Here is a 25372-nt window from a genome sequence, read left to right on the forward strand (position 1 = left end):
TGTCTTTTCAATGTTTTTTAACATTGAAATAAAATTTGGGTTCAGTGAGAGTGAGTTTCGCCTTCTTCACCATCTTCATGATGAGAACCTTCCTCGTGATCATGCTCTTTCTCGGCATCATGATCATGCTCGTCATCATCGTGTTTTTCTTTATTACTATGTTTCTGATCGTGGGCTTTTTCGTGCGAACTATTTTCAGAATGTTTGTGGTCGTGTTCTTCACTAGCCTGGACGGCAGCAGTAAGGCTTGTACAAAAAATGATAAGAAATAATGCAAATGGCTTTTTCATTGTTTAATCCTGTTTTTTCGAAGCTTAAATGCATCGAAATAAAAATGGGTTTATTGAGTTATCGTTGCTGACTAATTGAGTGGCTCTGAAATGAGTTGCTCTATAACGGCCTGATTAAGTGATGCAGCGGCGGCACTCTCAATGAGTGATCGCTTCGCATCAAGTAACTCTTTTTGTGCCGCTATCCAGTCTTGATAGCTGTACCGTCCTGTTTCGTAGGCGCGCTGAGTTGATGCTAAGGCAGAATTTAAGTCCGGCAAGATGGTTGTACGAAAGACCTTGACTGCTGCGACATGCTGTTGCCGCTGTGAATAGGCTTCGAACAACTGCACATGCAACTTCAATAGCGCTGTTTGACGCTCGTAAATCACTTCGTTTTCGGACGCCATCGCAGATTTCAGTGCTCCTCTGTTTCGTTTACCACTGAATAATGGAATCGACACGCCAGCAGTAAATGCCGTATCGCCGCTATCTTCAAATCGACGTACACCAAGCTGCCACCCCAGATCGGCTTTGGATTGAGTTTTGGCAAGCGAGACCTGAGCCTTTTTCAAGCGCGCTTCACTGGCGAACTGGGCGATTGCAGGTGACGATTTAGCACGCTCATATAAAGCAATGAAATCTGATGCCGTACCGTAGGTATAAATATCCCCATCGAGTTTGGACCAGCTGGGTAAGGTTTCTCCCCAATAAGCGGCGATCTTGATCTGTAACCGCTGAAACTGTTGCTCTAGCGCATCAACCTGTAGCTGAGAGTGTGAGAGTGTAGATTTTGCACGCTTAACTTCATATTCCGGAGCGGCTCCCTGGTTCGATCGATTTTTGACAATCTTTAGAGTGCTTTGCGCAAGGTTACGTGCTTCTACAGCAAGTTCTGACAATGCTTGAACCTCAAGAGCCTGGATAAACGTACTGGTCAGATCACCCAAAACATCCAATGTAAAGGCTTGACGGTGGTAGTCGAACGTTTGCAGTTGTGCGTTAGCCACGGATAGACGAGCGCGCCGCTTACCGCCTAATTCGATGACAGAAGATAAGGCAAGTGTGGTTTCGGCCGATGTCACTCCAGACAACTCACCGGAACCCGCAAAGTTTTCAACCTCAATGCTGACATTCAGCGCGGGGGTTAATTCACTGGTCTCCCTGCGACCAAGAAGAACATCTTTCTTTATATTAAATTGATGAAGTTGAGGATTTTGCGCCAAGGTTTTCGTAATGGCCTGATGAAGTGATAACGGTTGACCGCTATTTTGAGCAAAAGCCTCTTTCGAGACGATAGAGAATATAACTAACCCTACGGCTGCGCAAAAACGCAGGCGCGAGCCTGAGTATTGATGGAAAAACATATTTTATGTCCTGCTAAATGAATCGTTATGTCGAAAAAAGTCGACCGTTTCTTAAAGGCGAGGACTAAACTATTGGAGGGCGGTAAAGTGAACCGGAAGGTTGAGATGAGTATCGATCCGTATACATAAATGTCACGGAAGGACTATTAATTAGGCCTATATGGCAAGGCGAAACAGGTAATGCTGAGCACCCTAAGCTGTGGCAATGACAGCAGTGGTGGCAATCTAGCGCGTCATCTTGCTGATCGACATCATCAGCTACGATAACGGCGGCTGGTTCATGTATATGCTCAGCAATGATTTCGTGCTGGTTATTGGACTGATGAAACTGGTGCGCGTCAGCGACTACTGCAAATGATTGCAGTAAAACGATAATCGCTAAGAAAGAGCGTACGTACGCGTTTCGCACCTAATTATTGACCTTTAGTTAAGGATTGAGAGGTTAGTTAGTCTAAAGACATTGATGGAAAGTTCAATGCTTTCGTTCGTTAATGATAATTCTGAGCAAAAAGCCGACAGTCATGAGCAATATCCAATAGACCTATTTGTCGATTAGATTTATATCTTTACAATTCATTGGTTTCTCCAACGCTGCTTCTGAGCCTAATTCGTTTTTTGCATCCGCCACGATAGTTTTGGCTCCTCGCAAGATTACAAACGCGATCACAATACCAATGACGATATCTGGCCATCGACTGTCTAACCACAAGACTAGAGCACCACTCAGAATGACACCCGCATTGGCAATGACATCATTCGCTGAGAAAATCCAACTGGCCCTCATGTGCACATCACCATCTTTGTGTGCGTATATCAACCTTAAACAAACAATATTCGCAATGAGGGCGGCAGCGCCAACAGTCATAATGACCATAGATACAGGCTCGCTTCCAACAAAGATCCTTCGCGTGATATCGACGAGGATGAGTAGCCCCAGGGTCATCTCACAATAGCCACTAATTAAGGCTGCATTAGCTTTGGCTCGTACCGCCCGTCCAACGACGTACAACCCAATGCCATAAACGGTTGCATCTGCCAGCATGTCCAGAGAATCTGCAATAAGTGCGGTTGATTGTGCGAACCATCCGTACCCCATTTCGACAAAAAACATCACCAAATTGATGCCTAGCAGCCAATAGAGAACTTTTCGTTGAGACTGGTCTTTTATTTCGATGTCACTGCATCCACATCCACTCAACGGTAATCTCCAAGTTTATAATCAGTTTAATTGGACAAAGCCTAAACCCTATAGTTACTATAGGGTCAATGTAAACTCCATAACCGTGAGGGAAAACGATGAAAATTGGGGATCTCGCCCACAAATCTGGCTGTTCAGTGCAAACCATTCGGTACTACGAAAAGCGCGGTTTGCTTGTTAACCCTAATCGTACGTCGTCGAACTATCGCGATTACTCAGATACACACCTCCAGCAACTTCTATTTACAAAGCGGTGTCGTGCACTCAAGTTATCGCTCGCCGAAATTCAAAACTTATTTACCTTGCGTGACGAGCCTGAAGGAAATTGTCAGTCGGTCACCCAACTCGTTGATCAACACATTACAGAAGTGGAATCGCAGATCAGTGAACTGCATTCACTTAAACGTCAACTCACGGAACTTCGTACCCGGTGTGGCGACACAAAAACGGTGTCGCAATGTGGTATTTTAAAAACCTTAGGTGCTGAAAAAACATAACGTCACGGTGATTCAGAAAGCAATATTTCTTCTCCATTATCAGCTTTTTTTGTTCTGGATTTTATTCGTAACATTCCAGCTGCTAGTGAAATAATGGTGAGCTGCGCGGCGACACCTTCCCAGGTTGAATAGATTCCTAGCCAGGAGAACGTAATATCAAAAGGCAACGGGCTAACACTGATGACCGCTGCTTCTTGCAACGCGGCAATAGCTTTGCCCATGAGAATAAATGACAGCGTGAGCAGGATAAACGTCGTCACACTTAGAAACTTGGCGATGGGTAATTTGATCGAATATTTTATAAATAACCATCCGAAAACAGCGAGTAATAGCGCACCGGATAGTAAGCCCCACAGAATGACTGAGTGTTGAGCGGAACCGGCCTGAGAAACGAGGGATTGATAAAACAAGATCGTTTCAAAGACTTCACGATAGACTGCGACAAAACTTAACACGGCTATCCCCGAGAGTGTCCCAGCGCTTAAATGCGCGGTTAGTTTCTTCTTGATGTATTTTTGCCATTCGCCGACTTGTGATTTTCCGTGCATCCAATACCGACGTAGAAAAGAACTAGAGCAGCAAACAGCGCAGCACCACCTTCAACGACTTCCCGACTAGCACCGCTAAAATTAATCAAGCTTCGTGTCGCCCACCAGGTAAAGCCACCCGCGATTAATGCGGTAATCCAGCCCGCATGAACATATTTAAGTGCATCCTTACGGCGGCTACGCAGCAATATCGCACCCAGTGTAATGACCACCAATAGCGCCTCAAGACCCTCGCGCAGAAGAATTACCAGACTCGTCAAGAAAAGCGTTTGATTAGAGAGTGTATGCTCTGTTAATAATATTTCTGCTTGCGCAATTAGCGCGAGTGATTTTGTATAAGTACTATTAAGTGCCTCACTTGAATTTTCCTGAGCAATCAATCGCCTAAAGTCCATCAGGCTTTTTTCTATCTCTTTTCGAAGTTCGGTGCTGTGGGCATCCAATCCATTTTCGATCAGTTCAAACCCATCAAGATAAGCGCTAACCGCACTTCGTTTGGCTTCAGAGAAACGACCCTCGTTATATTGAGTTAACGCTTGAGTTAACTTGGCCCGCGTTATCACTAAGGGGTTCTCATTTGACTCCAACCAATGCGCAGGATTCAGACGTGACCGAAAAATAGCGCCGCTTGTTAAATCTGCATTATCGTTCAGCAGACTATTTGGACTTTGCGTAACCAAATCGTTAAACGAGATGCCTTCTATTGGATCAAACGAGGAGTTTGCAGCGTTAGGAAGCGAACCGACATAGAATGCTAGTGACCATCTGTCTGACTTATCAAGGTGTTTGAATGGTGGCATCGCTGTACCCTCTATTCCTTCCGACAATACGTCATACAAACCTAAGACAGATCGATTTTTGGCTCGCTCCACGTCAGTGAAGTCCGTCGGCATCGGAGATAACGATTTGGCGAGTACGCCGTCACCATGCCCAGTTGCACCATGGCATCCAGAGCAATTCTCCGCATAAAGGAATCGAGCTTTTTCTACAGAGGCGATTTGAATCGGTAGTGGCTCTTGCCCTGGCAATCTCAATAACAGGTCGCGTAAGCTGGCGGCTACTTGAGTTACAGCGCTGGCCTCACGTTTTTGACCAACGTACAGTTTGAGCTGATCAGCTTTACTTGAGACAGATTTATATTCGTTTGAGGATGGCATCTCATTGGCTTTCTCAGCAATCAAGGTTGAGAACTCAAGCATCTCCTGGTATTCACCTTTATCGATAACTTTTCCTTTCGAAACAGCGGCGGAATAGTCGACTGAGATGTACTCACTGAGTTGGAGTAGCTGACGGGTATCCACATTTTCCGCAGCTGCCCAGCTATTACTCATCAATAAAAGTGTAAAACTCAGTAGTTTTGCACCAATAGGCAGTCTATGAATAATATCTTTGGTAATCATGGTGTTCAGCTCAATAACAAATCAATACAAGAAATGGGAATCATTATCATAAACCCTATAGTAGCTATACAGTCAACAGGATGCTGAAAAGTTGTTACGGTTGACAAGTAAGCGAGATATATAGGGATTGTAGGTTGTGGAGGCTCTAAATTGGGAAAGCTATTACTCTTCAAGTGATTGCTTACAATACGTATAACTTTAATTAAGTCGTGATTAACAGAGCGTGGATTCAAATCTGCTGTAATTTCAAGGAGGGGCATTTCTCAATTTAGTTATCGAAACGATGATTTATTTAAAAAGTGTTGCGCAAACGTCCTGAATATTAATTGGGGAAATCCACCAAACAACATTTACCCGATGGATTGCGAATCTCGCAAGCGCATCGCTTTGCCTGCGTCTGAGCTTTTACAAATTCTTTAATCTCACTGGCCCCATTTTTATTCAAGTCATCTGATGCCGCTTGTACTGAAATATCAAAACAATAACAAATAAGCCGTGAAGCTACAGTCTGCTTTTGCCCAACCGGCGATCGAACCTGCTCAACGTTATAGCAGTCCCCAGCGCTACCAAAATAAACGATATTACACTCTGGGCTTGAGCAAAAATAGAATGACTGCTCTTTTATCGACTGGTTGTGGGGCGAAGCCAATTGATGCAATAAGGTATCAAGGAGCACGAGCTTATATTCGCCTTGGCATTCGGGACACATTGCTTTCTTATCTATTTTTTTACTACCACCGCAGCAGTTACTCATAGTCTTTCCTGTGCTTAATTCGAAGAGCCTGAACTTAATAGGCTAGTCTACACTCCGTATAGGAGTACGGAGTCAATCAAGGCAATCGTGAAGAGAGATACAAGCAATGGCCAGAACAATCAGTAAGGTTGCCAAAGAACTGGGGATCAATATTGAGACCGTTCGCTTTTATGAACGTAAGGGCCTCATAGAGCAACCGGTCAAACCCGCCGAGGGTTACCGAGACTACCCCTTATCCACCGTAAATCGAATACGCTTCATCAAGCGCTCGCAGGAACTGGGCTTTACCTTGGTTGAAATTGAAGGGCTGTTAAGCTTAAACGACAGCCCCTGTGGACAGGTGCAGGAGCTTGCCGAGAACAAACTTTCGCACGTCCAAGACAAGGTGAAAGACCTCAAAAAGCTTGAAAAGGCGCTTAAACACATGGTGATTCAGTGTAAAAGCAACCCTGATGAAAGTCACTGCCCAGTCATTGATGCCTTACAAACCTGAACCTCCCGCCGAGCTAGAGTCCCTTGCACTAGAAACAAAAATCACTAAAGCCCTTGACGCCGTACTTAGGTACAGAGATTACACTGTGGCTACGCCTGAGAATTCTGGAGTAGTTATGAGTGACAAAGAATCGAACCTACCGCTTATTGGCGGAGTAATTGCGGCTGTCGGGGCGGGATTATGCTGCGCAGGCCCTTTTGTTCTGTTATTACTGGGGGTTAGCGGCTCCTGGATTAGTAATCTGACCTTATTCGAGCCTTTTCGCCCTTATTTTATCCTTGTAGTCATCGTCCTTTTTGGCTATGCAGCCTGGAAAGTATATCGCCCCATTGAGAAATGCGATCCGGGAACCGCCTGCGCACTCCCACAAGTTCGGTTGCGACGCCAAATTATTTTGTGGGTGACGGTGCTTATCGCCTTGGCCTTGGTCACCAGCAATTACTGGATCATTCTTTTTGTTTAAACCCCTTTAATAAATTCGGAGAACATCATGAAAAAAATCGTATTGCTGACCTCACTATTTCTATTTAGCGCAACAACTTGGGCGAAAGACGCAAGCGTCACGCTAGAAGTCCCGACCATGAATTGTGTTACTTGTCCTTACACCGTCCAGAAAGCTTTGGAAAAAGTTGATGGCGTGTCAAAGGCAGACGTTGATTTTGATAATAAGTTGGCCGTTGTTTCCTACGACGATGCTAAAGCTTCACCCGAGACATTAACGGATGCGACAAAAAACGCAGGCTATCCGTCTACTGTGAAAGTCGAAGCTGCAAATGGAAAATAGTGTGGTGCTTGAATCTAAAATAACTTGTCCCGAATGCGGCAATGTGAAGGTCGAATTGATGCCTACAGACTTTTGTCAGTGGTTTTATGAATGCGAGCAATGCCATGTAGTTTTAAACCCCAAGACTGGTGATTGTTGTGTGTTCTGCTCATTCGGGATACTAGCGTGCCCATCGATACAAAAGGCTGATTCAGAGCTGTGACGACGGGTGTAATTAGCCGCTGGTTTACATTTGCGAGCCTCGGACAAATCCGGAGTGACTGCGGTTAATGTACCGCCTTCGAGAAAATTCAGAACAACAATTAGTCTAACACTAAATAAGTCTCCCTTATTTAATGTCATCAAAGCACTATCATGCGAATAGCACTAGCTATAATATGGTATGTATATACATGATACGTAATATGGTACGAAATATACTGGAGATGATTTATGGCTAGGGGTGGAATCAACAAAGCATTGGTCTTAAAAGCGCGGGAAGAAGTTCTTAAAAAAGGGCAAAACCCCTCCATAGATACGATACGGATCGCACTTGGCAACACCGGTTCTAAGTCCACTATTCATCGATACCTCAAAGAATTAGAAGAAGAGTCCGCCACCAGAATGGACGATGTTGAGCTACTCAGTAAGCCTATTAAGGAGCTTATTACACGTTTGGCCGCAGGATTAAGGGAGGAGGCGAACGTTATCGTTGAGCAGCAAGCAGATAAATTTGAACAACAATTACAGGACCTTCTCTCAAAAAATAGTGCGTCAGAGCAGGCTTTAGACGTACTGAGCAAACAAAATGCTTCGCAATTACAAATGTTAGAGTGCTTAGAAACTGATTTAAAAGGTAGGGATATCGCACTGACTCATTCTGCAGAAAATGCGGCCGAAGCAAAACAAACCGAATCAAAACTGACAGCATTACTCAAGGAAAAACAGACCCAAATTGAGTCGCTGGAGGAAAAGCATCTTCACAATCGTGAGGCCCTTGAACACTATCGGCAATCAGTTCAGGAGCAGCGCGACCAAGATCAACGCAGGCACGAGCAGCAAGTCCAACAGTTACACGCAGAAAATCGCGTTTTAAATCAAACTTTGTCGCTTAAGCAATCCGATATCACGCAGCTAAACAAGGATAATTCACGCTTTATCTCGGAGCTTGGCGCCGCTCAAAAAGCACTAAGTCTCCTGACATCCGAGAAAAATGAACTTGAGAGCAGAGTAAAGGCATTAGCATTGTCTGAGCAGTCACTAAATATCGAGTTACGCAACTCCCGAGAACAAATTGAATCCTACTCTGTAGAAAACGGTAAATTGAGGCAAGAATATGGAGGTCTGCAGTCCAAACAACAGGCTTCAATCGTTAAAATAGCTATGTTGGAGGCTGGGGTTAGTGCTAAAAATGACGTAATTAATCAACTTATCGCTGGGGCCACAGGGGTAATCACTGATAACGTCCCGGACAATCACATCAAATAATTTCCCGCTCGAATAATTCCGTAAGCAGTTTTCAGGGCTTTGATTGAAAAGCCTATGATTGCCTACGGAGTTAAAATTTAGTTGATTTTGGGTGCGAATCTCGCTGTTAGCTACCCGGCCCGCCTATAGGCAGTGCTTGCTCTATGGGGCTAACATAAACCCAGCCGGAGATATGTGGGCCAATTCTTCCAGCCGTACGAATAATGCCAGTGACATCATCAACTTGAGAATCCTCACAGACTAGTGAGATTCGAACCTCAGAAATAACAACACCAGCATCTGTTGAATACGATTGTTCGGATTCGCTAAGTGGTTTTAGCGTCCCCTTTACATCTAGCAGGGTTAGATTTTTATAGCCGGCATCGCGTAATGCTTCAACTACAATGGCGGATCTGACATGGTGTATAAATGCTTTGATTTGTTTCATAACGGTACTCCATGAATTAGTAGAGCGATATTTATGGTTGTGGATTTGTCTGGCCATAAGTAATGCACAGCCTTATGGCCAGACGGTAAAGCATTAAGATGCCATTTGACTCTCATCACTCTCAGGGATGTTTTTTGGTTTGCGGTAAGCCATACGGTATAAACCGGGCAAAACCAGTAGGGTTAATAGGGTAGAGGAGATGATTCCCCCGATAACCACCGTCGCGAGTGGCCGCTGCACTTCCGCACCCGTGCTGGTGTTGAGGGCCATCGGCAGAAATCCGAGCGCGGCTACCAACGCGACCATTAGTATCGGCCGTAGACGTAACATCGCGCCTTCTTTGATCGATAGATCGATATCATTACCCTGCACCAGCTGATCTCTAAACGCCGAGACCATCATTACGCCGGTGAGTACCGAAACACCGCATAGCGTAATGAAGCCAACGCCTGCGGTGATAGACAAGGGGATGTCACGCAGCCAAAGCGCAATGACACCGCCAGTTAGCGCCAGTGGCACACCGCTGAATACGAGTGCCGCATCTTTCGCAGAACCAAAGGTCATCATGAGTAGGGCAAAAATCATGACAAGTGTCACGGGTACTAAGAGGCTTAACCGCTCCGTTGCGGATTGGAGTTGCTCAAACGTACCACCGTATTCCAGCCAATAGCCGGGCGGCAAGGTCACCTCTCGTTCAATTTGAGTTTGCACATCGGCAACAAAACCACCTAAATCCCGGCCCCGTACGTTGGCACTAACAACGAGGCGACGCTTACCATTTTCGCGGGAAATTTGATTCGGCCCCGGTGCCAGCGTGAGCGTGGCGACTTCATTGAGTGGTACGTAGCCTCCTTGCGGGAGTGGTATCGGCAACCGTTCTAGCGCTCGCAAGTCGTTGCGGATTTCCTCCGCCACCCGTACGACGATAGTAAACCGTTGGTCACCCTCAAAGATTAATCCGGCTTCTTCGCCACCTGTCGCAGCGGCTAATACCTCTTGGACATCAGCGACGTTCAGACCGTAGCGGTATAGTGCCGGCCGATTGGCTTCAACCGACAATATAGGTAAACCAGAAACCTGCTCTACTTTGACGCCTTCGGCACCCTCAACGCCGTTAAGCGCCGTTGCAATCTCAGAACCTGATTTCAATAACTGATCTAGATCGTCGCCGTAAATCTTAATGCCTAGGTCTGAGCGAACACCGGAAATCAGTTCATTAAAGCGAAGCTGTATCGGTTGGCTAATCTCGAACGCGTTACCGGGGATGAGCGTTAGTTTTTGCCGGATATCTTCTAGCAATTGGGCTTTAGACTTGTCGGGGTCGGGCCAGTCTGCACGATCTTTCAGCATCACATAGCCATCAGAGATGTTTGGCCCCATGGGATCACTGGCAACCTCTGCGGTACCGACGCGTGAGAAGTAGGTTTTTACTTCCGGTATTTCCAGTACAGCGCGTTCAAGCCGAAACTGCATGTCGAGGGATTGAGTAAGGCTGGTGCCGGGAATACGCAAAGCCTGAATGGCAATATCACCTTCATCCAGGTTTGGAATAAACTCAGTGCCCATTTTTGTGGTCAATCCACCAACAGCGATGATTAGCAGTACCGCGCCGGCTAATACGCTGAAACGGAATTTGAGTACCCACGCCAGAACTGGGGTATACACCCGTTTTGATTGACGAACAATGATGTTGTCTTTTTCTTCAATATGACCACTGAGCAACAGTGCGACTGCAGCGGGCACAAAGGTTAATGACAGCACCAAGGCCGACAATAAGGCGATGATCACGGCCATGGCCATGGGCGTAAACATTTTCCCCTCCACGCCGGTGAGAGCGAGGATCGGCAAGTTTACTAAAATCACCACCAGAACGCTGATCAAGCTTGGCGTGAAAACTTCCCGTGTCGCGGCGAAAACGGTTTGGAAGCGTTCATCCAGTTTGAGTATGCGGCCGAGTTGATGCTGCCTACCAGCCAGTCTTAGTATGCAGTTCTCAACAATAATCACTGCGCCGTCGACAATAAGACCAAAATCGAGCGCTCCCAAGCTCATCAAGTTAGCACTGACTTTGGCTTGTACCATACCGGTCATGAGCATTAGCATTGACAGCGGAATGACCATCGCAGTGAGCAAAGCGGCGCGGACGTTGCCGAGCATGACTAGTAAAACAACGACAACCAGTACGGCACCTTCAAGTAGGTTCTTCTGTACGGTTGCAATGGTTTTATCGACGAGTACCGTTCGGTTATAGACGGGCTCGGCGGTGATCCCTTTGGGCAGTGTTTTATTGATTTCCACCAGCTTTGCGGAAACCGCTTCCGAAACACTGCGACTATTACCGCCCAACAGCATCACGGCGGTGCCGAGTACGGTTTCTTCCCCATCGCGGGTTGCCGCGCCGGTACGGAGCTGTTTGCCAAAACTGATGTCGGCGACATCTCCTACTGTTATCGGGATACCGTCTTTGTGAGTGACGATGATCTTCTCCAGTTCAGCAATGTCGGCAACTTGCCCAGGTGCGCGAATAAGATATTGCTCACCATTTTTTTCAATGTAACCCGCACCAACATTAGCGTTGTTTTTTTCTATTGCCTCAACCAAGTCATCAAAGCTTAAGCCGAAGGTTAATAGTCGCGCAGGGGTCGGAGTGATGTGAAACTCTTTTTCAAAACCTCCGATCGTGTTGATTTCCGTCACACCATTGACCAGACGCAACTGGGGACGAATGACCCAATCTTGCAAGGTGCGCAAGGCAGTCGCATCATATTTCTCGCCGTTTGGCTGTCGGGCATCGTCGTCTGCGTGCACCGCGTAGTGAAAAATCTCCCCGAGGCCGGTCGCTACTGGCCCCATCACGGGTTCAATGCCCGAGGGCATATCACTTTTGGCCTGCTGCAAACGTTCATTGATCAAGTTGCGGGCAAAGTAAATGTCCGTCCCTTTTTCAAACACAACGGTGACCTGAGAGAGCGCATATCTCGACAAAGAGCGGGTACTCTCTACGTAAGGTAATCCGGTGATTGCCAGCTCGACCAAGTAGGTAATCCGCTGCTCTACTTCCAGCGGTGAGTAACCGGGTGCACCCGTATTAATTTGTACCTGTACATTGGTGATATCGGGTACAGCATCGATGGGCAGGTTTTGATAATTCCACACACCGAGTGCACTAATGGCGAGCGTAAAAAACATGATCAGCCAACGGCGTGCAATTGAAAAATGAATAAGTTTATCGATCATAGCGAGGCCCTACTACGGTCTCGCACCACGAAATAACGTAGTGCTGGTGGCAATAGCTGCGGTTGGAGTTCGCAGTGCGGTGGATGTGATTAATGTCCATGCTCAGCATCCTCCTTGCCCATTTCAGATTTCAAAACAAAGCTATTTTTGATTACGTATGTTTCGCCAACTTTTAGTCCACGCAGTACTTCGCTGGCTTCGCCATCTGTGCGACCTAAGGTGATATTACGAGGTTCAAAACCCTCGTCTCCTTTCACGAAAATAACGGTTTCACCTTCGATCAGTTGCACAGCTTCATTGTTGATAACAGTGGCTGCAGCAGTTTCTGTTTGGGTGATTTCGGCATTAACAAAAAGTCCAGGTTTCCATAGATTGTCGACATTGTTCAGCAGGACGCGCGCTGTGGTGGCTTGATTAGAAGGGTTACCCTGAGTGGCAATAAAGAAAATTCTCCCTTCGCCAGTGCTGGCGTGGTTAGTGCTTTTTATCCTTACCGTTTGCCCCAATGAGAGCTTGGCGATGTCTTTGGGGAACACGGAAAGATCTACCCAAACGCTAGAGTAATCTTCAACAACAAACAGTGTTTTATCGTTTGTCTGTTCGCCAATATTGGCGTTGCGCTGACTAATGACACCATTAAGTGCAGAATAAATAGGATAGGTTTTTAAGCTTTCATTCGCCTCAACAGTGACAAGCACATCACCTTTGCGGACGTTATCGCCAATGGTTTTATTGACGGCGCGGATGACGCCGTCATAGCGGGCTGTGACGGCTTGGGTTTGTTCCGCATTGCTCGTAATAACCCCGTAAACGGCTAATGTCTCGCGAATTGCGCCAGGCCCAACTTGGGCTAGGCCGATACCCGCGTGCTTCATTTGCTCTTGAGAGAGTTCAATGTGGCCCTCGTCATGATCTTCTTCATCGCCATGTCCACTTTCGGCATGGGCGACTAATACTGAAAAACAAATTGTGGCGTAGAAAATGGCATTAATAATGGGTGTTTTAATCGTATCGTATATATTCATTGTGCTGTTCCTGAGAAATCGCTTGATACGCTATAGAGCGTCGAGGACAAGGGCTCTGCTGTTAGCTGTTCAATTTCGGCGCCATAAGTGAGTGCAGACGCAGCCGCTTCGATCAGTGTGCGCTGAGCATTCAGTAACTCCTGCCGTGCAGACACGTAATCCAAATAGCCATAGCGCCCACGTTCATAGGCAATTTGAGTTTCTTTGAGTGCATCTCGCAGCGCAGGGATGATGGTGCTTTGTAGTGTTTTGGCCGCGAGAATTGCTTGCTTTCTATTGTGGAATGCACGGAACAATTGTGTGTGCATACTCAGTAAAGCCACTTCTTTTTGTACATAGATTTCATTGCGCTGGGCACGCGCGGCAGAGACCGCCCCTGTGTTTCTTCTGCCGGAAAACAGCGGCATGCTGAAGCCGGCCACTAGTGCAGAATCATCGTTTGCTTGAAATCGACGCACGCCTAGCGACCAACTGACATCCGCTTTCGACTGTGTTGTGGCAACGCGCAGTTCGGCATCCTTGAGGCGCTCTTCAGCCGCAAAAATGAGGATTGCTGGATTCTTCTCCATTTTTGCGAAGAGCGAGTCAAACTCAATATCGGTGCCAAAGTGATATAAATCACCTTCAAGTGTCACAAAATTAGGCGTTTTTTCACCCCAGAGCGCAGCGAGGGAAACTTTTAAGTAGTTAAGCTGCTGTTGGGTGGACTGTAGCGTTAGGCCAGCCTGTGACGCAGCCGCGAGTGCCCGTTTCACCTCTGCTTCAGGCGCTGCCCCAGCTTCGGCGCGCCGTCTCACGATATTAAGCGTTTCATTGGCAAGCCTATTGGCTTCTCTCGCAAGGGTAACCTGCTCCTGTGCAGCAAGCGCATCCACATAACGTCGGGTCACTTCGCCTAATAATTCCAATGATTCCACTTGTCGCTGTGCATCGATCACTGAGCGACTACTTGAAACAATACCCCGCCTCGCTGAGCGCTTATCACCCATTTCCAAAACAGAGGAGAGCGAAACGGTAAGTTCTGCTCCATCAAACCCACTGAGCTCATCAGCGCCAGAAAAGTTTTCTGCGTCAATTCCTAGCTCATAGGCAGGTTTTAGCGCCGCAATTTGCATCTGCCCACTTAGCGCAGAATTGCGAAACTCAAAAACCTTTAATGACGGGTTTAGCTCGATAGCACGCTTAAGTGCGGCATTGAGCGTAAGGGAGTTATTTGTAGCTTCAGCGTGCGCAAAAGATACTTGCCAGCCGAAAAACAAAAATAAAAGCATCAGCTTTCTAAAGCTGTGTTGCGTGCGCCATACGAATCTCGTAGGCATAAAAAAGCGAATAGCCATGTAAAAATCCACGTTTAATAGACGGAATCATGCTGAACATTACGGAAATAACCGAAATGTCGTTAGATTAGTAAAACGTAGGCTTAAACTTTGGGAGGGCGGTAGAAGGAGAATAGCGGGTCGTTAGGAATCGCCATATTATATTGGGTTTTGAGTAATACAGTGCTAGGAGCAGATGAAAATGACAGGAGTGCCGGAACTAGCTGGCCATGATGACAAAAACCGCAGTGGTCGCAGTTGTCTAGATGTGTCGAATTTTTGGTATTAAGCTGCTTAACAATTAATTCGTTTTGAGTGATGTCACTTTGATCAAATACAGCCAATGGACTTGCGTCTTGAACGTCATGGTTATCCGCAAAAGCAAATACTGACTGGCAAGCAATCAGTATTATCAGCAGATAAGATGTCCAATGTTTAGTCACAATTAACCTTTTTAATGAATGCCGTTTGGTATCTGGTAGCGTTCGAAACGCCGAACTGCTTAAGCTTTTAACTTCAGAATTCGGTGCGCGCCATGCAACACAATGACGGAAATAACCAAGCCAATCAGCAAGTCAGGGTAACGCGAACCTGTTGCTGCGACAAGCACGCCGGCTAAAATAATACCCACATTGGAGATCACATCGTTCGATGAGCAAATCCAGCTGGCCTTCATGTGTGCGCCATCATCTTTGCTTTTAGATATCAAAATTAGGCATATTACGTTGGCTATCAAAGCGATAAAACCAAAGCTCATCATCAAAGTGGACGCAGGTTCACTGCCAAACATAAATCGTCGTATCACTTCACTTAGCGCACCTAAAGCTAACGCTAGTTGCAACCAGCCTGAAAGGTGAGCAGCCTGCAGCTTCCTTTTGACGCTGTGGCCAACTGCGTAGAGTGCCACGCCATAAATTGTCGCGTCAGCGAACATATCTAGCGAGTCTGCAATAAGCCCAGCAGATTGCGCCAACCACCCAACCAAAAATTCAACAACAAACATGGTTGCGTTAATCGCAAGTAACCATTTTAGGATGGTACCTTCTTTTAAACTTGCCTCTTTTGCTGAAGCTATCACTTGCGACAGTTCATCGTGGTCTAAATTGTGAGTATCTTTAATTTTCGCGCCGAGGCTAAGCGAATCCAAACGAGACTGTATGGCGACAAGGTTGCCACTGTGAAATACCTTCAGCATGCGGTTGGGCGTGTCAAATTCTAGAACCACATCCGGTTCCATGCCCTCTAGAGCCATCTGAATTATGCGTTCCTCAGAAGGACAGTCCATCTTGGAAACCACAAACTGGCTAACGTAGATTTTATCGGGCTGCAGGGTGCTTATAGTACCTTTATCATCGGTATTCTCTGCAGGTTGGCCGTTGCCAGTCAGTGTCATTGCGCCGCTCCTTTTACTTTAAATCATGCTTAGCCTAAACTCTATGGTAACTATAGAGTCAAGCATTGAGGTGAGATTGGTGAAAATTGGAGAGCTAGCCAAGTTAACTGGGTGTTCTGTGCAGTCCATACGGCACTATGAAAAAGAAAAGCTGTTGGCCTCGCTGCGGCGCAGTGACGGTAACTTTCGCTTGTATGATTCCGCGACGGTAGACCAGCTAAGGTTCATCAAGCATTGTCGAAGCCTTGATCTTTCGCTTGCCGAAATTCGGCAACTTATAGCGCTAAATCAGCAGCCAGGAATAGGATGCGATGATGTGAACAGAATGGTTGATAGCCATATAGAGCAAGTTGCACTTCGAATAAATGAGTTACAAGACCTCCAAAACAAATTGATGACGCTTCGAAATAGCTGTTCAAATCAAAGTACTGTTAAAGAGTGCGGGATTCTTCAAACTTTATCGGTATCTCGAAAATAACTTGAGAGTTAATACACTCACTCCACTATTAAAAGCTTGTCCATGCCAGGTGATATGGAAGCGACCGCCGAATTGTGACAGCGGTAGCGATCGAGAAAATTGTATTTAGCCGATTAGATTAGTGCGTACAAAATACAGAGAGTCGTTTGAAGCTTCCTACTAGAGCTTGTTGACTGCGCTCGACGCAATTTACGAACCATCACTATTGATTAAGTAATGTATCAGTTTGCTGTAATGTGTTTTTTAACTGCGCTAGTGATTCTTCTACACTTTTAATGTAGTCGAAAGAGTACTTGCTCATTTTTTCCTTGATATGAGGATAATCGCTAGCCATCAAATTTCGTATCATAAGTATTTTACTTTCCATGGCGGTAATTTGGTCTTGGAGATTTTCTATTTTTTGCCCTGAGTACTGTAATTGATCAAATTCGGACTGTCGGGTCGCAATCGTCTGATCTTTTTTGTGAATTTCCTTAACAGGGTCATGTGCTGAGTGGGCTGCGGCGAAAAGGGGGCTAAGGATGAATACTGCCAGCATATATTTCAAAGTATAATTAGCGCTTGCCATGGCTATTTCTCTGGTTGTTAGTAGAGTTTTTAAATGTCATCACAGAAGGGTAGTGCGGTATTCATATTGAATTATCGAGTGTATAGCGTTAATTGGAACATTGATTAGGCAGTAATCAATGTTCCTGTTTTTTGGTGTTGTCACTACGTGCAGTGAGAACCTGGTACTGCCCAGTACTTAGTTCAGGTAATCGTTGTAAAAATGACACCATATTCCATATACGCTCATCGTCATGCCCAGGTGCCCATGATGGCATGCCAGATGCTTTGATACCGTGTTTAATAATCCAGAATTGGCGTTGTAAAGCATAGGTGTTGTCATCGTGGCCGCCATCATGGCCATGATCATCACCCTTCTGTGCGAGATTGGGTGGGGCAGGGTAGAGGCCCAAAGTAAAGTCGCTTTGGTTTTTACCAGGTTTCAGGTGGCAGCTCGCGCACATCGCATTGTAGTCAGCAGCACCTTTTAGCAGTCGCTCTGATGAGGCTAGATCATTGGGAACCTCAATCGTACTTGCCGCTCGGGAAATGGAGCGTTCCCGCATCGTTTCGAGCCCCCAATATGTTAGGCCATTGTGCGGCACATCAGCTCCCATCGGGTAGAGACCAGAGTAAAGAAATGCTAGACCGCCCAACATCGCGACAACGGCGGTAATCATCAAACATTTACCACAGCGTAGAAATTTGTTTGCGGCCATAATATTTCCAAATCGTCTAAAGAATTAATGAAGTCTTGCTGGGTGACTCGAAATAGTTATATCAGTGATTATGGCCAGTCTGTTCCGTGCTACTTTCATTTCCGTGTTGCGCCGGTTTAGCGCCTTGAGGCGCTTCACTGCCACTCATACCTTCCATACCTTCCATGTCGCCCATGCACTGTTTCATCATGGCTTGCATGACAGGGTCGTTCATATCCATTTTGCTGTGATCCATATTTTCCATGGCCGCGCAATCTGGTTTTTCTGCGTTGTTCATGTGCTCTTTGGGATCATGAGCCTGGGCTGATAAAGTAAAAGCCAGCGTAGAGATTGCAATTGACATTGTTATAAATTTTGAGCGCATTGGAATAATCCTTAATCTTTGAGTTGGGAATATGAGTAATCGATAATTTAATTAAAACCAGAACCGCAGGCCTGCTACTAATTGCGTATCGTTTATGTCCTGTCCTGCAGCTTGTCGATAATCAGCAGTACCGCCATATGCGTCCGACCACTCCACGCCGACATAGGGCGCGAATTGACGGCTGATTTCATAGCGCAGTCGCAAGCCTATAGATAGATCTGATAGACCGCTGCCAAGGCCATTACTCGGGTCATCTTTACCGTAAAGGTTAAGCTCGGCTCGAGGCTGTAATACTAACTTTTGGGTTAGTAATAGCTCGTATTCCGCTTCGAAGGTAAGCGCCGTACGTCCATCGTCACCGAGATAAGCGGTAGCGTCTAGCTCAAACCAATACGGCGCTAAACCTTGGATGCCCGCAGCGAGCCATTGGCGATCGCTACCTTCTTTGTACTGATCCAGCCGCACACCCAGCTGAGTATCAAAGAAGACGCTGATAGCGTGACTCCAGAGTAGATCTGTCTGACTTTCTTCCAATTGACTACCCTTAGTATCACCTTCAGCTTTTACAACGAGACTATCGTAAGTAGTACCATACCGAGCTAAAAGGTCGAAGGTCGTATCGCCACTATCCTCGCTGTATTCAAGGCGGTCGCCTAATACAGAAAGGAACGCATGTTCATCAGCCAGCTTTAGTTGCCTCGGGCCTTGTTGGGCATATGGGCCGTCTGTAAGCGTGTAGCCATCTGAATAGGCATGTGGATCGCGAGCGTTATCTGGTGCACTACCACCTTGCATTTGCATTTCGCCATGATCCATTTGCGCCCATGAGGTCGAGGCATTAAACGCTGCGCTAATCACCGCGAAGCCGACGATATGTTTCATATTGCTCATGACACCACCACTTCGCGGAACATCCCCGCATCCATATGAAATAATAGGTGGCAATGCCACGCCCAGCGACCAAGGTCATTGGGGGTTGTTAAAAAGCTGATGCGTTGCGATGGCTGAACGGGAATGGTGTGGCGCCGAACTCGCAACTCTCCCTGGTCGGTTTCGAGTTCACTCCACATGCCGTGTAAATGCATTGGATGCGTCATCATGGTGTCATTTTGCAGAATAACTCTAACGCGCTCACCGTGTTTCAACGACACCGGTGTGCTTTTACCAAACTCCAAACCGTCGAATGACCAGCTGTAGCGCTCCATATTGCCAGTGAGGTGTAGTTCAAGTTCCTTGGTTGGTGTGCGACGATCATCCAGCAGCCCGTTAATTGATTTCAGGTCGGCTAGGGTCAATACTCGTCGGCCGTTGTTACGTAAACCGATACCTGGATCATCAAGATTGGTGCGCGGTGTATCCACTCGCATATCGACAGACGCGCCGTATTCACTACTGGCGTGGTTGACAGTGCTAGAGGGCTTGGCCAAAGGATTCTTTGGCTGGTGATTCATGGCGGAATGATCCATACCCTTCATTCCTGCCATGCCCTTCATACCGTCCATGCTGCCCATTCCCTGTATGCCCTTCATCGAGCCATGATTCATTCCTTCCATACCTTTCATGGAATCATGATTCATGCCGGCCATGCTGCCCATTGCACCCATCATATCTGACATCGTCAGCCACTCTGCCGGATCAAGCGCAGGGACTGGCGCAGATAGACCTTGCTGCAATGCTAATGTGCCTCGGGTATAACCGGTGCGATCCATACTCTGGGCAAAGATGGTGTAGGCATCGTCTGCAGGTTCAACCAATACATCGTAGGTTTCGCCGGGGCCAAAGCGAAATTCATCGACGGAAACCGGTTCGACATCTTGGCCGTCGGCCTGAATGACCGTCAATTTTAAGCCGGGAATACGCACATCATAAAAGCTATTGCTTGCCGCATTAATAAAGCGCAGGCGTATGCGTTGCCCTCTTTGGAACAGTCCCGTCCAATTACCATTAGGCGCTGTACCGTTCATGAGGAAGGTCAGCGTGGCCGCCGATAGATCGTTTAAGTCGGTGGGATTCATGCGCATCTGGTTCCACATCTGACGCTTTTCCAGTGCGCCCTGTAAACCGACCTTTGAAACATCTTCGCTAAAGTCAAAGAAGGTGGGCTGATTGAAATTGTAGACATCGCTCTGCATTTTCAATTTACTGAAAGCGCGCATAGGATCTTCGTCAGTCCAATCTGAAAGTTGCACCACATAATCCTGGTCAGAACGGTGTCTTTCGCCTGCTCTAGGCTCAATGATTAGTGCGCCATACATCCCCGTCATTTCTTGAAAACCGGAATGGCTGTGATACCAGTAGGTACCGCTTTGCTGTAGGGTAAATCGATACGTAAAGGTCTCGCCCGGCGCTATGCCTTTGAAACTGATGCCAGGCACGCCATCCATTTGGTAGGGTAGAAGAATGCCATGCCAGTGGATGGAGGTGGCAACTGCTAGGTGATTGGTGACGCGAATCGTCACTTCATCGCCTTCGCGCAGACGCAAAGTAGGAGCGGGTATGGAACCGTTGATCGTTGTTGCCATACGTGTCACGCCGGTAAAGTTGACGGGACTTTCGGCTATAACAAGATTGATTTCACGCCCACTTAGAACAGGCGTTTGCCCCTGTGCCACTTTGCTGCTCATTGCTGCCTGTAACCAAGTGGGTGTTGCCGCCAGTACGCCGCCAGCCGCAAGGCCTTGCACAAAGCGACGGCGGTTTGGTTGCAAAGATCTTTTTTGTTGGGGAAGCCATTGGCTCACGGGCAACTACCTCATACATTCAGTGATTTGTGTTCGTAATACTAGAGACCTACACCTGTCACTCGCATGACTTAAAGATTACAAATCTGTAATCTTTAAGTCATCTTTGTGTTGGAAGGCCTCATCCATAATGTTTATCAAACTGACTTAAGCCAAACGACGGAGCGACGCAATTTTGCGGATATTGGTAGTGGAAGATGAACTCAAGACCGGCGATTACTTGCGCCAGGGGCTTTCTGAGGCAGGATTTATGGTCACGCTGGCGCGTAACGGCCTCGATGGCCACCATCTTGCAATGACGGAAGTTTTTGACCTGATGGTGTTAGATGTCATGTTACCCGATGTTGATGGCTGGCGAATTATGCAGTCCCTTCGGGAAGCTGGTCGGCAAACTCCAGTACTTTTTCTTACCGCCCGAGATAGCGTAGAAGACCGGGTTAAAGGGCTTGAGCTTGGCGCAGATGATTATTTGGTTAAGCCATTTGCCTTTGCTGAGCTACTAGCTAGAGTTCGTACCTTGCTGCGCAGAAGTGTAGCGCCTGTGCTTTCAGATCAAATTACTGTTGCAGACCTCACCTTAGATCTTCCGCGCCGCCGCGCTAGCCGTGGAGGTAAAAAAATTAGTCTTAGCCACAAGGAATTCTGCCTGTTGGAGCTTTTAGCGCGTAGAGAGGGCGAGGTATTACCACGATCCCTGATAGCCTCCCAAGTTTGGGATATGAATTTTGATTCCGATACAAACGTTATTGACGTTGCGATTCGCCGTCTGCGTGCCAAAATCGACGACGATTTCCCAGCAAAGTTGATTCACACTGTGCGTGGCATGGGCTACAAACTGGAGATCGAAGACGATAATGAAGTGGCTTAGTCGAGTTAAGCGTCGCCCGTTATCGCTAACAACAAGAGTGATGGTCTTCGTTGCCCTTGCCATCGGCCTAAGCCTACTGATGACTGCACACCTTGTTCAACAAGCCGTAAAACGTCACTTTGCTGAGCAGGATGCCGATGAGCTCATTGTTATTACTCAGGCCGTGGAACGGGCGTTACGGGCAGGCGCAGACGACATCCCGCGGCTACCTGAAGTGCTATCCCACGCGGTTTCAGGACATCATGGCGTATATTTCCAAGTTTGGAGCCCAGACGGACAACTCATCTACGGGCCGAGTGATGACGAACTGCTCACGCCAGTGACTCTCTATACGCCCGTCTCCCGTATTTTAGCAGCTAATTTACATAGCTGGGGCGCAGGGGGAAATGCTTACCGAGGTGCCATTACCCAAACTCTAATTAGTGGACGTAATTATCGTATTGTCGCGGCCATGGATATGAACTTCCATATCCTCTTTCTCGATAATTTTAGGCGCAGCCTGTGGCTTATTATGACTTTAGCTGGCGTCGTCACGTTGTTGGCCGCTTGGTTTGGCGTACATCAGGGGCATGCGCCGCTGCGCGGCTTAAGCGACACTATGCGCGATGTCCAAGCCGATCGCCTGCATGTGCGAATAGACCCAAATATTGTACCGGGTGAGCTGCGAGGGCTTGTTGACTCATTCAATTACATGATCGGTCGTTTGGAAGACAGCTTTGCTCGACTTTCGCACTTTTCTGCTGATATCGCCCACGAACTGCGTACACCCTTAACAAATTCCATTACCCAAACCCAAGTGGCGCTTAATCGGGCCAGAAGCTTGGAGGAATACCAAGAGTTACTATACTCAAATTTAGAAGAACAGGAACGCTTAGCGAAAATGGTCAACGACATGCTGTGGTTGGCTCAAAGCGAACACGGTTTACGTAATCCAGTACGTGAGTGGCTGGATCTCGGGCATGAAGTGCGGGAGTTATTTGACTTTTTTGAGGCTTTGGCAGAGGAGAAACAGATTGTTCTGGCTTTAGACGGAAGCACACCCATGCTGAGTGGCGATCGGGCTATGTTGAGGCGCGCCATATCTAATTTGCTATCAAATGCATTGCGATATACACCGGCCGGGCAAACAATTAACGTGAAACTAAAAAAAACAGATGATGCATGGGTAGAGCTCCGTGTTGAAAACCCCGGTTTAAAGATCCCCTCAGAACATCTACCAAAAATATTTGATCGATTCTATCGCGTTGATCCTTCGCGTCAGCGTCTTAGTGAGGGAACTGGTTTAGGGTTAGCTATTACCAAATCGATTATTGAAGCGCATTGCGGTTACATCGAGGCATTTTCCGATGACGTTGCGACTTGCTTCTCAATTCGATTGCCCCTAGTTACTGCAGGCATTGGCGCCTAAGTCTCACGTAATCCTGACGGCGCCCGTCCAAATCGACCGCGCACCACACTAGTTGGCATCCAGTACGATTTTTAATATCAGCCTCCGATAATAACTCCCGAGTAATAACCTGCATCTGAAAAGTCCGCAGATGCTTGGTACTGTAATAAGGGTTAGTAGCTATATATTTAGCAATGCCGTGAGATAATTACTGCGGGACGGCGGTTCAGTGAAGGCGCTTGAACGGTGCTAGCATTTGTGGAATATAAGCTACGGGATAATCCGGCGCGGTTCCGATGCCCAGATCTTCTGAACGGATAACTCTCTCTTTGTCATAGTACGCAGTGCCTAAGAGATGATCCGTTAACGTTGTGAATAGACCGAAGTTGACATCGCCTTCTTTTGCCGTATTCAGGTGGTGGAAGCGATGAACTTGATTGATAGCTAGAACAGATCTGAGCGGCCCTGCGAAATAGGCAACATTGGAATGTTGCAGTAACAGCTGAATAACCACCGCAACAACCAGCAGCAGTAAGACTTCTTGTGGAGCGCCCATCAAGAGTAGCGGGGCAGTACCTGCAAGGGTTTCAATGGTTTGATGCAAGGGGTGTTTCATAAGACCGTTAAACCCATACATACGTTTCACACTATGATGTACTGCATGTAGCTGCCACAGCGCTCTGTACCTATGACTGGCGTAATGTGCCAGTGTAATGCCTATATCGGCGATGATCACCGCCAACAACACTTGCAGCCACAGCGGTGCGTAGGAGGGCCAAATTGAATTAAATGGGATAAAACTAGCAATGATTGGGATACTTAGTACGCCGACAATACTCAGTGATTCATTGACTAAAGCATGAATAACATCACGCCCCGAGTCTGCTTGAGGCTTGTTGAATTCGGGACTGAATGGCATCCATTGTTCAATTAAGAACGACACCGCGATGAGTAAGCCGACCCATGCCGCCAAGGCTAATTTTGAATAATTTTGTTCTGCCATATAAATAGCGATGCCATTTCCTACGATCAGAAAGAAAGGCAAGTACAGGACTTTGACAAACATTTCCAATGTGCTTTTCATATGCAAAAGCTTCCATAGCTACAGAGTGCTTAGTTTGTCATTTTTCAATGGTGGCACATTGAACGAAAAAGCTATTTTTGTAACAGCAGTTGCTTAATGGTTGTAGCGCTTACGCCAAATGCCTGCGTAACAGCTCGGCAGAAGTGGGCCTGATCAGAAAAACCAGATAAAAGTGCTGCATCGGTGAGAGGCATTCGCCGCGATAGTTCAAATCCGACCAGCAGTTTAAGCCACTTCCTGTAACTGCGTAATGGCATGCCTGTTTGCTCTGTAAACCAATGAGAGAACCTGCTGGGTGAGAGATGTAGCAAACTCGATAAGGTTTTCTGCGTAGTATTGTTGCCGCTACTAATATCATCTTTAAGTGCTGCCAAAATGACATTCAATCGCTCGTCTGGAGTGTCACTGAATTGACAGCGACATTGCTTGTCGAAGCTAATCAACGCTGCGTGGAGGTTTTTTACTTTGGCAAAGCGCGTTACATACTCGGATGAAATTTCTTCATTCAGCAAGGATATAGACCATTCCTCTACGGCTATCTGCGGTAGAAGTGTTTTACAAAAATCATGTGTTGGGTCAATATAGATGCATAATACATGTGCGGTTTCTAGTTGATGAATGGTACCCGCAGGTATCCATAGCCCGCGTTCGAAATATCGTGTTTTGTCAGATCGAAGCGCTATTGGTTCTTCTAGGCCAATAGCGATTTGATGAGCCCAATGCCGGTGAGGTTTGTTGTCGCCCGAGGCGCCAAGAAATACCCCCATGCCTGCAGTTATGGCCGCCGACCCTAGCCAAGGCTGTGATAATAATTGATTTTGATGCATTTTTTCGAGTCCTCAGGAACTATCTTGGATCAACTATTTCGCTTTGCCATATAATATAAAGTCGTTAAGGAGATGTGAGCCTTAATATATCTAAACGCTAGCATGCGCCTTTTCCAGAAAAATTCTAATGGATCAGCAAACCTGAAAATTTGAAACTCCCCCCAATTCAATTACGCTCGCCGA

General features: G+C 46.8%; 28 protein-coding genes. 9 read left to right on the forward strand and 19 right to left on the reverse strand.

Translation table 11 applies throughout. The annotated features are described in order from the left end of the window. Window positions 1-41: 41 nt before the first annotated feature. The 3 genes from AELLOGFF_RS08255 to AELLOGFF_RS08265 form a co-directional block, all read right to left on the reverse strand. Entirely contained in the window at window positions 42-290 is a 249-nt protein-coding gene (locus AELLOGFF_RS08255; RefSeq protein ID WP_159268304.1) for a hypothetical protein, read from the reverse strand. A gap of 71 nt (window positions 291-361) precedes the next feature. Continuing rightward, complete coding sequence (locus AELLOGFF_RS08260) at window positions 362-1636, reverse strand: TolC family protein (RefSeq protein WP_159268305.1); 1275 nt, start codon at window positions 1634-1636, stop codon at window positions 362-364. Between the two features lie 541 nt (window positions 1637-2177). After that, window positions 2178-2834: a cation transporter gene (locus AELLOGFF_RS08265; RefSeq protein ID WP_159268306.1), complete on the reverse strand. Its 657-nt coding sequence runs from the start codon at window positions 2832-2834 to the stop codon at window positions 2178-2180. A 98-nt stretch (window positions 2835-2932) separates the two neighbouring features. Between AELLOGFF_RS08265 and cadR (AELLOGFF_RS08270) the strand changes: the two genes are divergently transcribed. Continuing rightward, window positions 2933-3331, forward strand: coding sequence for a Cd(II)/Pb(II)-responsive transcriptional regulator (cadR, locus tag AELLOGFF_RS08270; RefSeq protein WP_159268307.1), 399 nt, complete (start codon window positions 2933-2935; stop codon window positions 3329-3331). A gap of 2 nt (window positions 3332-3333) precedes the next feature. Here cadR (AELLOGFF_RS08270) and AELLOGFF_RS08275 read toward each other — a convergent pair whose 3' ends face one another. From AELLOGFF_RS08275 to AELLOGFF_RS08285, 3 genes are all read right to left on the reverse strand, one after another. After that, complete coding sequence (locus AELLOGFF_RS08275; protein ID WP_200842623.1) at window positions 3334-3879, reverse strand: FTR1 family protein; 546 nt, start codon at window positions 3877-3879, stop codon at window positions 3334-3336. Next, complete coding sequence (locus AELLOGFF_RS08280) at window positions 3825-5279, reverse strand: c-type cytochrome (RefSeq protein WP_200842624.1); 1455 nt, start codon at window positions 5277-5279, stop codon at window positions 3825-3827. Before AELLOGFF_RS08280 ends, AELLOGFF_RS08275 begins: the two co-directional genes overlap by 55 nt. A gap of 322 nt (window positions 5280-5601) precedes the next feature. Beyond that, on the reverse strand, window positions 5602-6033 hold the full coding sequence (locus tag AELLOGFF_RS08285; RefSeq protein WP_159268308.1) for a putative iron-sulfur cluster-binding metallochaperone: 432 nt from the start codon (window positions 6031-6033) through the stop codon (window positions 5602-5604). Between the two features lie 106 nt (window positions 6034-6139). On the opposite strand from AELLOGFF_RS08285, the gene merR reads away from it, so the two are divergent. The 5 genes from merR (at window position 6140) to AELLOGFF_RS08305 (ending at window position 8777) form a co-directional block, all read left to right on the forward strand. Further along, window positions 6140-6526 (forward strand): Hg(II)-responsive transcriptional regulator, encoded by a 387-nt coding sequence (merR, locus tag AELLOGFF_RS08290; RefSeq protein WP_159268309.1) that lies wholly within the window; start codon window positions 6140-6142, stop codon window positions 6524-6526. A gap of 115 nt (window positions 6527-6641) precedes the next feature. Next, window positions 6642-6989, forward strand: a complete 348-nt coding sequence (locus AELLOGFF_RS08295; RefSeq protein WP_159268310.1) for a mercuric transporter MerT family protein — start codon at window positions 6642-6644, stop codon at window positions 6987-6989. A 27-nt stretch (window positions 6990-7016) separates the two neighbouring features. Then, window positions 7017-7310 carry a mercury resistance system periplasmic binding protein MerP gene (gene merP, locus AELLOGFF_RS08300; protein WP_159268311.1) on the forward strand — a complete coding sequence of 98 codons (294 nt, stop codon included), beginning with the start codon at window positions 7017-7019 and terminating at the stop codon, window positions 7308-7310. After that, the gene (locus AELLOGFF_RS18155) at window positions 7300-7512 is read left to right on the forward strand and encodes a GDCCVxC domain-containing (seleno)protein (protein WP_327785479.1); all 213 of its coding nucleotides are present in this window, start codon (window positions 7300-7302) and stop codon (window positions 7510-7512) included. The genes merP and AELLOGFF_RS18155 overlap by 11 nt, the downstream gene beginning before the upstream one ends. Before the next feature lie 230 nt (window positions 7513-7742). Then, window positions 7743-8777, forward strand: coding sequence for a DNA-binding protein (locus AELLOGFF_RS08305; protein ID WP_159238037.1), 1035 nt, complete (start codon window positions 7743-7745; stop codon window positions 8775-8777). Between the two features lie 106 nt (window positions 8778-8883). Here the strand turns inward: AELLOGFF_RS08305 and AELLOGFF_RS08310 are convergent, their stop codons facing one another. From AELLOGFF_RS08310 to AELLOGFF_RS08335, 6 genes are all read right to left on the reverse strand, one after another. Further along, window positions 8884-9204: a P-II family nitrogen regulator gene (locus AELLOGFF_RS08310; protein ID WP_008250279.1), complete on the reverse strand. Its 321-nt coding sequence runs from the start codon at window positions 9202-9204 to the stop codon at window positions 8884-8886. Between the two features lie 93 nt (window positions 9205-9297). Continuing rightward, window positions 9298-12441 (reverse strand): efflux RND transporter permease subunit, encoded by a 3144-nt coding sequence (locus tag AELLOGFF_RS08315; protein WP_159268312.1) that lies wholly within the window; start codon window positions 12439-12441, stop codon window positions 9298-9300. Between the two features lie 89 nt (window positions 12442-12530). Continuing rightward, entirely contained in the window at window positions 12531-13466 is a 936-nt protein-coding gene (locus AELLOGFF_RS08320) for an efflux RND transporter periplasmic adaptor subunit (protein WP_159268313.1), read from the reverse strand. Beyond that, window positions 13463-14737: a TolC family protein gene (locus tag AELLOGFF_RS08325; protein WP_235035625.1), complete on the reverse strand. Its 1275-nt coding sequence runs from the start codon at window positions 14735-14737 to the stop codon at window positions 13463-13465. The genes AELLOGFF_RS08320 and AELLOGFF_RS08325 overlap by 4 nt, the downstream gene beginning before the upstream one ends. Before the next feature lie 149 nt (window positions 14738-14886). Then, window positions 14887-15225: a hypothetical protein gene (locus AELLOGFF_RS08330; protein WP_159268315.1), complete on the reverse strand. Its 339-nt coding sequence runs from the start codon at window positions 15223-15225 to the stop codon at window positions 14887-14889. A 59-nt stretch (window positions 15226-15284) separates the two neighbouring features. After that, entirely contained in the window at window positions 15285-16175 is an 891-nt protein-coding gene (locus AELLOGFF_RS08335; protein ID WP_159268316.1) for a cation transporter, read from the reverse strand. Window positions 16176-16254: 79 nt separating this feature from the next. Between AELLOGFF_RS08335 and cadR (AELLOGFF_RS08340) the strand changes: the two genes are divergently transcribed. Then, complete coding sequence (cadR, locus tag AELLOGFF_RS08340; RefSeq protein WP_008250292.1) at window positions 16255-16653, forward strand: Cd(II)/Pb(II)-responsive transcriptional regulator; 399 nt, start codon at window positions 16255-16257, stop codon at window positions 16651-16653. A 202-nt stretch (window positions 16654-16855) separates the two neighbouring features. Here the strand turns inward: cadR (AELLOGFF_RS08340) and AELLOGFF_RS08345 are convergent, their stop codons facing one another. The 5 genes from AELLOGFF_RS08345 to AELLOGFF_RS08365 form a co-directional block, all read right to left on the reverse strand. Further along, on the reverse strand, window positions 16856-17221 hold the full coding sequence (locus AELLOGFF_RS08345) for a hypothetical protein (protein ID WP_123181029.1): 366 nt from the start codon (window positions 17219-17221) through the stop codon (window positions 16856-16858). Between the two features lie 115 nt (window positions 17222-17336). Beyond that, entirely contained in the window at window positions 17337-17918 is a 582-nt protein-coding gene (locus AELLOGFF_RS08350) for a c-type cytochrome (RefSeq protein WP_200842625.1), read from the reverse strand. A gap of 61 nt (window positions 17919-17979) precedes the next feature. Then, complete coding sequence (locus tag AELLOGFF_RS08355) at window positions 17980-18282, reverse strand: hypothetical protein (RefSeq protein WP_200842626.1); 303 nt, start codon at window positions 18280-18282, stop codon at window positions 17980-17982. A gap of 51 nt (window positions 18283-18333) precedes the next feature. Next, the gene (locus AELLOGFF_RS08360) at window positions 18334-19173 is read right to left on the reverse strand and encodes a copper resistance protein B (protein ID WP_159268317.1); all 840 of its coding nucleotides are present in this window, start codon (window positions 19171-19173) and stop codon (window positions 18334-18336) included. Continuing rightward, entirely contained in the window at window positions 19170-21023 is a 1854-nt protein-coding gene (locus tag AELLOGFF_RS08365; protein WP_159268318.1) for a copper resistance system multicopper oxidase, read from the reverse strand. The genes AELLOGFF_RS08360 and AELLOGFF_RS08365 overlap by 4 nt, the downstream gene beginning before the upstream one ends. A gap of 175 nt (window positions 21024-21198) precedes the next feature. Here AELLOGFF_RS08365 and AELLOGFF_RS08370 point away from each other — a divergent pair, with 175 nt between their 5' ends. Both AELLOGFF_RS08370 and AELLOGFF_RS08375 read left to right on the forward strand, forming a co-directional pair. Further along, on the forward strand, window positions 21199-21891 hold the full coding sequence (locus AELLOGFF_RS08370) for a heavy metal response regulator transcription factor (RefSeq protein WP_008250303.1): 693 nt from the start codon (window positions 21199-21201) through the stop codon (window positions 21889-21891). Continuing rightward, entirely contained in the window at window positions 21878-23299 is a 1422-nt protein-coding gene (locus AELLOGFF_RS08375) for a heavy metal sensor histidine kinase (protein WP_159268319.1), read from the forward strand. The genes AELLOGFF_RS08370 and AELLOGFF_RS08375 overlap by 14 nt, the downstream gene beginning before the upstream one ends. 205 nt (window positions 23300-23504) lie before the next feature. On the opposite strand, the gene AELLOGFF_RS08380 is transcribed toward AELLOGFF_RS08375, so the two are convergent. Together AELLOGFF_RS08380 and AELLOGFF_RS08385 are read right to left on the reverse strand one after the other, a co-directional pair. Next, complete coding sequence (locus tag AELLOGFF_RS08380) at window positions 23505-24362, reverse strand: sterol desaturase family protein (protein WP_159268320.1); 858 nt, start codon at window positions 24360-24362, stop codon at window positions 23505-23507. Between the two features lie 71 nt (window positions 24363-24433). Further along, window positions 24434-25189: an AraC family transcriptional regulator gene (locus AELLOGFF_RS08385; RefSeq protein WP_159268321.1), complete on the reverse strand. Its 756-nt coding sequence runs from the start codon at window positions 25187-25189 to the stop codon at window positions 24434-24436. Window positions 25190-25372: the final 183 nt, after the last annotated feature.

Origin of the sequence: Zhongshania aliphaticivorans (assembly GCF_902705875.1) — a bacterium.
GTDB lineage: Bacteria > Pseudomonadota > Gammaproteobacteria > Pseudomonadales > Spongiibacteraceae > Spongiibacter > Spongiibacter aliphaticivorans_A.

What these genes read in the sequence shown, in the direction of transcription:
- AELLOGFF_RS08255 (WP_159268304.1), bottom strand. Translation starts at nt 290, where the DNA reads ATGAAAAAGCCATTTGCATTATTTCTTATCATTTTTTGTACAAGCCTT.
- AELLOGFF_RS08260 (WP_159268305.1), bottom strand. Translation starts at nt 1,636, where the DNA reads ATGTTTTTCCATCAATACTCAGGCTCGCGCCTGCGTTTTTGCGCAGCC.
- cadR (WP_159268307.1), top strand. Translation starts at nt 2,933, where the DNA reads ATGAAAATTGGGGATCTCGCCCACAAATCTGGCTGTTCAGTGCAAACC.
- AELLOGFF_RS08275 (WP_200842623.1), bottom strand. Translation starts at nt 3,879, where the DNA reads ATGCACGGAAAATCACAAGTCGGCGAATGGCAAAAATACATCAAGAAG.
- AELLOGFF_RS08280 (WP_200842624.1), bottom strand. Translation starts at nt 5,279, where the DNA reads ATGATTACCAAAGATATTATTCATAGACTGCCTATTGGTGCAAAACTA.
- AELLOGFF_RS08285 (WP_159268308.1), bottom strand. Translation starts at nt 6,033, where the DNA reads ATGAGTAACTGCTGCGGTGGTAGTAAAAAAATAGATAAGAAAGCAATG.
- merR (WP_159268309.1), top strand. Translation starts at nt 6,140, where the DNA reads ATGGCCAGAACAATCAGTAAGGTTGCCAAAGAACTGGGGATCAATATT.
- AELLOGFF_RS08295 (WP_159268310.1), top strand. Translation starts at nt 6,642, where the DNA reads ATGAGTGACAAAGAATCGAACCTACCGCTTATTGGCGGAGTAATTGCG.
- merP (WP_159268311.1), top strand. Translation starts at nt 7,017, where the DNA reads ATGAAAAAAATCGTATTGCTGACCTCACTATTTCTATTTAGCGCAACA.
- AELLOGFF_RS18155 (WP_327785479.1), top strand. Translation starts at nt 7,300, where the DNA reads ATGGAAAATAGTGTGGTGCTTGAATCTAAAATAACTTGTCCCGAATGC.
- AELLOGFF_RS08305 (WP_159238037.1), top strand. Translation starts at nt 7,743, where the DNA reads ATGGCTAGGGGTGGAATCAACAAAGCATTGGTCTTAAAAGCGCGGGAA.
- AELLOGFF_RS08310 (WP_008250279.1), bottom strand. Translation starts at nt 9,204, where the DNA reads ATGAAACAAATCAAAGCATTTATACACCATGTCAGATCCGCCATTGTA.
- AELLOGFF_RS08315 (WP_159268312.1), bottom strand. Translation starts at nt 12,441, where the DNA reads ATGATCGATAAACTTATTCATTTTTCAATTGCACGCCGTTGGCTGATC.
- AELLOGFF_RS08320 (WP_159268313.1), bottom strand. Translation starts at nt 13,466, where the DNA reads ATGAATATATACGATACGATTAAAACACCCATTATTAATGCCATTTTC.
- AELLOGFF_RS08325 (WP_235035625.1), bottom strand. Translation starts at nt 14,737, where the DNA reads ATGCTTTTATTTTTGTTTTTCGGCTGGCAAGTATCTTTTGCGCACGCT.
- AELLOGFF_RS08335 (WP_159268316.1), bottom strand. Translation starts at nt 16,175, where the DNA reads ATGACACTGACTGGCAACGGCCAACCTGCAGAGAATACCGATGATAAA.
- AELLOGFF_RS08345 (WP_123181029.1), bottom strand. Translation starts at nt 17,221, where the DNA reads ATGGCAAGCGCTAATTATACTTTGAAATATATGCTGGCAGTATTCATC.
- AELLOGFF_RS08350 (WP_200842625.1), bottom strand. Translation starts at nt 17,918, where the DNA reads ATGGCCGCAAACAAATTTCTACGCTGTGGTAAATGTTTGATGATTACC.
- AELLOGFF_RS08355 (WP_200842626.1), bottom strand. Translation starts at nt 18,282, where the DNA reads ATGCGCTCAAAATTTATAACAATGTCAATTGCAATCTCTACGCTGGCT.
- AELLOGFF_RS08360 (WP_159268317.1), bottom strand. Translation starts at nt 19,173, where the DNA reads ATGAGCAATATGAAACATATCGTCGGCTTCGCGGTGATTAGCGCAGCG.
- AELLOGFF_RS08375 (WP_159268319.1), top strand. Translation starts at nt 21,878, where the DNA reads ATGAAGTGGCTTAGTCGAGTTAAGCGTCGCCCGTTATCGCTAACAACA.
- AELLOGFF_RS08380 (WP_159268320.1), bottom strand. Translation starts at nt 24,362, where the DNA reads ATGAAAAGCACATTGGAAATGTTTGTCAAAGTCCTGTACTTGCCTTTC.
- AELLOGFF_RS08385 (WP_159268321.1), bottom strand. Translation starts at nt 25,189, where the DNA reads ATGCATCAAAATCAATTATTATCACAGCCTTGGCTAGGGTCGGCGGCC.